The following is a 6,029-nucleotide window of genomic DNA, read 5'->3' on the forward strand; positions in this document are numbered from 1 at the left end:
GCAGTGTTCAGCGTAAATGTATCAGCTCTGCCGACTGGCGCACCGTCTCGAAAAAGTGATGGACATTGGCCTCTGGAGTGCTTGGGTGGATGCCATGGCCCAAGTTCATGATGTGTCCACGGGATCCGGCTTTTCGAATCACCTCTAGGGTGCGCTGCCGGATGAACTCCGGGGATCCCAGCAACACCATTGGATCCAGATTGCCCTGCACCGCTAGGGATCCCAGGCGAGCCCTGGCCTCTGCCATGTCGCTCATCCAATCGAGGCTGAACACGTCGATGCCGGCTTTGCCCACCCGCTCCAGCAAAGCGGCGCTGCCGTTGATGTAGAGGATCAGTGGCACCTGCGGATACCGAGCTTTCACCTGATCCACAATTTGCTTTTGGTAGGGCAAGGCCCAACACTCGTAATCGACTGGGCTGAGCTGTCCGGCCCAAGTATCGAACAACTGCACCACCTGGGCACCGCCCTCGATCTGGTAGATCACGTAGCGGGCAATGCTGTCGGCCAGCTTGCTCAGCAACTGATGCAGCAATGGCGGCTGTGTAAAGGCCAAGCTTTTGATGTGGGCATAATCTTTGGAGCTGCGCCCTTCCACGGCATAGCAGGCCAGAGTCCAGGGGGAGCCGACAAATCCCAGCAGCGTTGCTTTTCCTTCCACCTCGCGGCGCAGGGTGCTGAGAATGGTCTTGATGAAAGGCAGACTTTCTTCCGGTTCCAGGAGGCGGATGCGTTCAATTTGGGCTTGGGAACGAATCGGCGGGTCGATGATTGGCCCCTGATGCTCCACCAGCTCAAAGGGGATGCCCATGCCCTCAAGGGGGGTGAGGATATCGCTGAACAGGATCACCCCATCAGGGGCAAAGGCCCGAAACGGTTGCAACGAGATCTCGACGGCCAGCTCCGGGATCTCGCAACGCTGCTTAAAGGTGTACTTGCTTTGCAGCTCGCGGTAGGCCGCCATGTAGCGACCCGCCTGGCGCATCATCCAAACTGGAGGGCGATCCAGCACTTCCCCTCGGGCCGCCCGCAGCAAACGGTCACCCAAGTGCTCCGCACCGCTGGCGGTGGAGGAGGTGGCGCTGAGCTGAACAGGCGAGTGGGACATAGGAGGGCAATCCGGCTAAAGATCCTTATGAATCCTGACATTGTGGCGACAGCAACCGCAAGTTGGCGGCTCAGGATCCCTGCAGTTTCTTCATCGGCTGCAACTTGCTGTTACTTCTTACCCTTTTGGCCTCTGGGCTGGGATCCCCAATTAAAGTGGACATGAGATAATGACACCTGACAAGTCTGTTGAAGAACGGCTCGACAAGGATCCCCCCATTGCCGAGTTGAGAGGAAACCCCGCTTGGTTGCCCAAACCTTTAACCTGAAAGCCTACCTGAGCCAGCGTCAGCAACAGGTGGAAGAAGCTCTCTCTGCAGCTTTGGTTCCCGCCTATCCGGAGCGCATTTACGAGGCGATGCGCTACAGCCTATTGGCAGGGGGGAAGCGCCTCAGGCCCATCCTCTGTCTGGCTGCTTGCGAGTTGGCCGGCGGCACTGTGGAGCAGGCTCTGCCTACCGCCTGTGCCCTGGAAATGATCCACACCATGTCGCTGATCCATGACGATCTGCCGGCCATGGACAATGACGACTTTCGCCGCGGCAAACCCACCAACCACAAGGTGTTCGGCGAAGACATTGCCATCTTGGCGGGAGATGCCCTGCTGGCTTTTGCCTTTGAGCACATTGCTAGCCAAACTCAGGGGGTACCGCCGCAGTTGGTGTTACAGGTGATCGCCCGCATTGGCCATGCTGTGGCGGCAACCGGTTTGGTGGGGGGACAGGTGGTGGATCTGGAGTCGGAGGGCAAAGCCATTTCCCTGGAAACTCTGGAGTACATTCACAGCCACAAGACCGGCGCTCTATTGGAAGTCTCGGTGGTTTCGGGAGGGATCCTGGCGGGGGGAGATGAGGAGCTGCTGGACCGCCTGAGCCGCTACGCCCGCGATATTGGCTTGGCCTTTCAGATTGTGGACGACATTTTGGATATCACCGCCACCAGCGAGCAACTGGGCAAAACGGCAGGCAAGGATCAAGCTGCTGCCAAAGCCACCTATCCCAGCTTGTTGGGCCTAGAGGCCTCCCGGCAAAAAGCCGAGGAGCTGATTCAATCGGCCAAGGAAGCGTTGCGCCCCTATGGATCGCGGGCAGAGCCGCTGTTGGCCCTGGCGGACTTCATCACTCGCCGTCAGCATTAGGGCAGGACAAGAGGACAAGTTAGATGGGATCCCTGGAGACCCTGCTCGCATGTCTGTGCTGGAGAGCCGTATGCTGCAACAGTTGATGGCCAATCATGTCCTCTGGGTTGCTTTGCTGGCCAGTGTGTTGGCCCAAGCCATCAAGCTGATCCTTTCCTATGTGCGATCAGGCAAGGTTAACCTGCGAGTCTTGGTGGAAACCGGGGGAATGCCCAGCTCCCACGCAGCGTTGGTGACGGCTTTGTCCATTGGGGTGGGGATGCAGGAAGGCTGGGACAGCCTGCTGTTTGCCGCGACGGTGGTTTTCGCATTGGTGGTGATGTACGATGCCGCGGGGATCCGCCAAGCCGCTGGAAAACAGGCGCGGGTGCTGAATCGCCTCCTGGAAGAATGGTTTGAAGAAAAGGGCGCCGACCGTTTTCCAGAACCCTACCTGAAAGAATTGCTGGGGCACACTCCCGTTCAGGTCATGGCCGGCGCGGCTTTGGGGGCAGCCTGTATTACATTGTCGTTTGCCCTGGGAGTAAACTGAGAGCCATTGGGGCATGCTAAGGCAGAAGTACCGCGGGGTGGTCATGGCTTCCAGTTCTCAACCTCGTCCGATCCAACGTTGCCCTTCCTGTGGCAAGCCGATCCCAGCCTACCGGTTCAAGTCTCCCTACTGCGACCACTGCGGTTGGCGGGCGGCCCCGGCAGCGCAAGCCCCTCAAAAAGGTGGATCCCTGGGCCAGAAAATTGCAGCTCAGGTAAACGGGATCGGATCCCAAGGTCAACGCTTCAAGGTGCCCCCTCTGCTGCAGCCGCTGCTGAACTTCAACTTTTATCTCTATCTGCTCTGGGGGATCAGCCCTCTGTTTCCGCTGGTGGTGGATCGACCCTTGCTGGCCGAATCCAACTATCTGCTCCTAATCCCGCTTTTGTTGAGCTGGGGGCTGCTTTATTTGGCGGTGCGAGATCTGCCGCTGCCGGACGATTTGCGGCTGCCGCGCCTGTTGTTGGATGTATCGTTCATCCTGCTGCCCTTCTTCCAGAAAATTAATGTGTCCAAAGCCCCCAACCGACCCTATTGGAATGCTCTGCTGATTTGGGTGATCGGGATCCTGCTGCTTGCCGCTTTGCGGCTTTGGAGCTTTAGCCTGCTCCTGACGGCGGTGACCTTGCTGTTGACCAGCTTTTGCACGCTGCTGTTCTAACCGAGATCCTTGCAAAGAACCTCAATATTTTTAATATTTAACATTTCATGAGCATTCCTGCTGCCCGTCAACGCTTTGCCCTTGAAATCCAATCGGAGCCCATCGATCTGGGTCGGGCGGCCCTCTGGATTGCCCAGGAAGCCTATCCCGATCTGGAGGTGGAAGAGTATGTGGCCGCTCTGGATGAGATGGCCGCAGAGGTGCAAGAGCGCCTTCCCCCGGAGCGTTATCCCCTGCGGGTCATCAAGATCTTGAATCACTATCTCTTTGAGGATCTGGGCTTTCGTGGCAATCGCGAAGATTATTACGACCCACGCAACAGCTTTTTGAACGAAGTGATCGATCGGCGCACCGGGATCCCGATTACGCTGTCGCTGATCTATCTAGAGCTGGCGCGGCGGATCGATTTTCCCATGGCAGGAGTGGGCATGCCCGGCCACTTTTTAATCCGGCCCCTGTTTGCAGGCGCCGAGATTTTTGTGGATCCCTTTCAGCAGGGGGAGATTTTATTTCCAGAAGATTGTCAAGAGCTTTTGTCGCAAATCTACGGGCCTGGGATCCCTTTCCAAGAACACCACCTACGCCCCACCCCTCCCCGCCTGATCTTGGTACGCTTGCTCAACAACCTCAAGCAAATTTATCTGAGCCGCGCCGAACTGGAACCCGCTTTGGCAGCAGCGGAACGGATCTTGTTGTTGATCCCTGAATCCTTGCCCCACCTAAGGGATCGCGGGCTGTTGTATTATCAGTTGGGCCGTTGGCAGCAAGCCTGCCAGGATCTCAAGCGCTACTTAAAACAGGCGCCTTTCCACCCCGAGATCAATCGCTCTGATGAGCATTTAATCCGGGAAATTGTCGAGAGATTGGAATCTCATCCCGACTCATGCTAGGAGCATGCACAATTGCTCTCAGTTGTGCGTTGTGTAAGTGTGTAAGTTTTGAGCAAGATCTGCCGTCGTTTGCAAGCAAGGCTAGGTTTCTAGCAGGGATCGGAAGCAGCCCTTACCTCTTGGCGCAAAATGGCTTCCACCAGCTTATCTAAAGCCTCTAGATCAGATAGATCATAGTTTTTTTCCCAGAGGATTTGGTTAATGCTGGACTCCTGCTGCAGAGTTAAAACCGAAGATTGTAAAACCTCATCGATGATCTGGCGAATGCTCATCTTAACCTCACAATCGTGAGAAGAATTGATGGCTTTGGCTCATAAGCCTAGAATGCTGGAAACGCTCTGCGATAGCCATCGTGAGGATCACGTATTTTGACATCAGAATCTGGGGCGACTCATCCAAACTCTTTCGGGGAAATCGCCAATAGTACTTTTACGGACTTGAGCTATGGATGGCGCTGAAGTCTGCGAACTTCTCAGGATCTTCTGAGACAGACCTGCTCCCCATTGAGGGCAGCTTGGGCCTCATCATCTGTTGCGAAGGCGGTGCGAATGATGCGCTCACCGGGATGGCGATCCCCTGCCGAAAGGCCGAGATCCCGCACCACAAATGAGCGCTGGATCCAGCGGTCGAAGCCATCGTAGCGGGGAGAGAAGGCAGTCCGTCCGTGAACGGTGCGGCGATTGTCAATACAGAGCAGATCCCCTGTTTCCAGCTTGATGCCTCGGTAGACAGCGTGGATTCCCTTCCTCAGGGCTTCTAGAGCCAGACTGGCTTCGGGGGTGAGCCCCACCATCAGGTCTTCGTCGTAGTTCCAGAAGGGATCCTCTCGACGGCCATACAGCACCGGCAAAATGGGTCCATTGATCAGGGCTTGCCGGTTGCCGAAGGAGTAGTCGATGCCAGTGCGATACAGGGGTTCAAACAGCAGCTCTCGATCGCGCTCTCCTAGCAGAGGCAGGACATGACGGATGCTGGCGTAGGTGGTTTCCGCCACACGATCATGGTCGGGGCGCAGGCAAAACAGCAGCAAAAACTCTGGTGAGTAGGGATGAAAAACCGTCTCGCGGTGAAACTGTAGCCGAGTGCGGGATCCCTCGGAAGATTGCACCTCTTCGCTGTCGGGAGTAGGCACCAAGTTTTGAAACAAATCCCCGTTTTTTTCTTGGATGTAGGAGACCAAATGCCCCAAGCGGCTGCCGATCATCGCCAAGCAGCGTTCGCTGACAAAAGTGGTTTTCTCCTCGGAGCGCTGCGCCAGAGCCGGGGTGCGGGTATGGTCAAGTCCGGGATCCACGGGCAAGCCCCGCAGCAGCAGGATCCCTTCCGAATTGGAATACAACTGAAACTCCAGCAAGGCCCGCCGCAGATAACGGGGCAGCTCATCTGCCCGCATCTCGCAGTCCAGGAGAAATTCTTCTGTTTCCCGATAGGGATCGGGCCCAGGTGCCAAAAACAGGTTTATCGTCTTTTCATCAAAGCCCCGACAATCGATCAGCAGGCATCCTTTTGCAAGCTGTGAAGTCTTCATCACGATCCCTCACCACCCACTGCCCTAGTCATAGCAGCCACAGCAACTTTTGGGCAGGGATCCTACACTCAAAACCCAATCTCGGCGAGTGTAGCGCACTACCCTTCGGTGCTAGAACCTCAGTCTGAGGCGGGGCAGAGCAAGGCTCTAGTCAATGATACGCTGGACTATAC

General features: G+C 56.4%; 7 protein-coding genes. 4 read left to right on the top strand and 3 right to left on the bottom strand.

Annotation, left to right across the window (positions count from 1 at the left end; all coding sequences use genetic code 11):
* Positions 1–7: 7 nt before the first annotated feature.
* Complete coding sequence (gene hemE, locus NW818_RS00055; protein ID WP_414423499.1) at positions 8–1,108, bottom strand: uroporphyrinogen decarboxylase; 1,101 nt, start codon at positions 1,106–1,108, stop codon at positions 8–10.
* Between the two features lie 243 nt (positions 1,109–1,351).
* Here hemE and crtE point away from each other — a divergent pair, with 243 nt between their 5' ends.
* Genes crtE through NW818_RS00075 form a run of 4 tightly spaced genes read left to right on the top strand, consistent with a single transcriptional unit; the run spans position 1,352 to position 4,328 of the window.
* Positions 1,352–2,245: a geranylgeranyl diphosphate synthase CrtE gene (gene crtE, locus NW818_RS00060; protein WP_414328882.1), complete on the top strand. Its 894-nt coding sequence runs from the start codon at positions 1,352–1,354 to the stop codon at positions 2,243–2,245.
* Between the two features lie 49 nt (positions 2,246–2,294).
* A complete protein-coding gene (locus tag NW818_RS00065) occupies positions 2,295–2,777 on the top strand; it encodes a divergent PAP2 family protein (RefSeq protein WP_414328881.1) in 483 nt (160 codons plus the stop codon).
* Between the two features lie 13 nt (positions 2,778–2,790).
* Complete coding sequence (locus NW818_RS00070) at positions 2,791–3,438, top strand: hypothetical protein (RefSeq protein WP_414423500.1); 648 nt, start codon at positions 2,791–2,793, stop codon at positions 3,436–3,438.
* Positions 3,439–3,485: 47 nt separating this feature from the next.
* Positions 3,486–4,328: a SirB1 family protein gene (locus tag NW818_RS00075; protein WP_414350903.1), complete on the top strand. Its 843-nt coding sequence runs from the start codon at positions 3,486–3,488 to the stop codon at positions 4,326–4,328.
* Positions 4,329–4,417: 89 nt separating this feature from the next.
* Here NW818_RS00075 and NW818_RS00080 read toward each other — a convergent pair whose 3' ends face one another.
* Both NW818_RS00080 and NW818_RS00085 read right to left on the bottom strand, forming a co-directional pair.
* The gene (locus NW818_RS00080; RefSeq protein ID WP_414342619.1) at positions 4,418–4,600 is read right to left on the bottom strand and encodes a hypothetical protein; all 183 of its coding nucleotides are present in this window, start codon (positions 4,598–4,600) and stop codon (positions 4,418–4,420) included.
* Between the two features lie 200 nt (positions 4,601–4,800).
* Complete coding sequence (locus tag NW818_RS00085) at positions 4,801–5,856, bottom strand: TauD/TfdA family dioxygenase (RefSeq protein ID WP_414423501.1); 1,056 nt, start codon at positions 5,854–5,856, stop codon at positions 4,801–4,803.
* Between the last annotated feature and the right edge of the window lie 173 nt (positions 5,857–6,029).

Origin of the sequence: Synechococcus sp. R6-5 (assembly GCF_047461775.1) — a bacterium.
Classification (GTDB): Bacteria; Cyanobacteriota; Cyanobacteriia; order Thermostichales; family Thermostichaceae; genus Thermostichus.

Coding starts and splice junctions, on each gene's coding strand:
- NW818_RS00075 (WP_414350903.1), top strand. CDS start 3,486: ATGAGCATTCCTGCTGCCCGTCAACGCTTTGCCCTTGAAATCCAATCG.
- NW818_RS00070 (WP_414423500.1), top strand. CDS start 2,791: ATGCTAAGGCAGAAGTACCGCGGGGTGGTCATGGCTTCCAGTTCTCAA.
- NW818_RS00080 (WP_414342619.1), bottom strand. CDS start 4,600: ATGAGCATTCGCCAGATCATCGATGAGGTTTTACAATCTTCGGTTTTA.
- NW818_RS00065 (WP_414328881.1), top strand. CDS start 2,295: ATGTCTGTGCTGGAGAGCCGTATGCTGCAACAGTTGATGGCCAATCAT.
- NW818_RS00085 (WP_414423501.1), bottom strand. CDS start 5,856: ATGAAGACTTCACAGCTTGCAAAAGGATGCCTGCTGATCGATTGTCGG.
- hemE (WP_414423499.1), bottom strand. CDS start 1,108: ATGTCCCACTCGCCTGTTCAGCTCAGCGCCACCTCCTCCACCGCCAGC.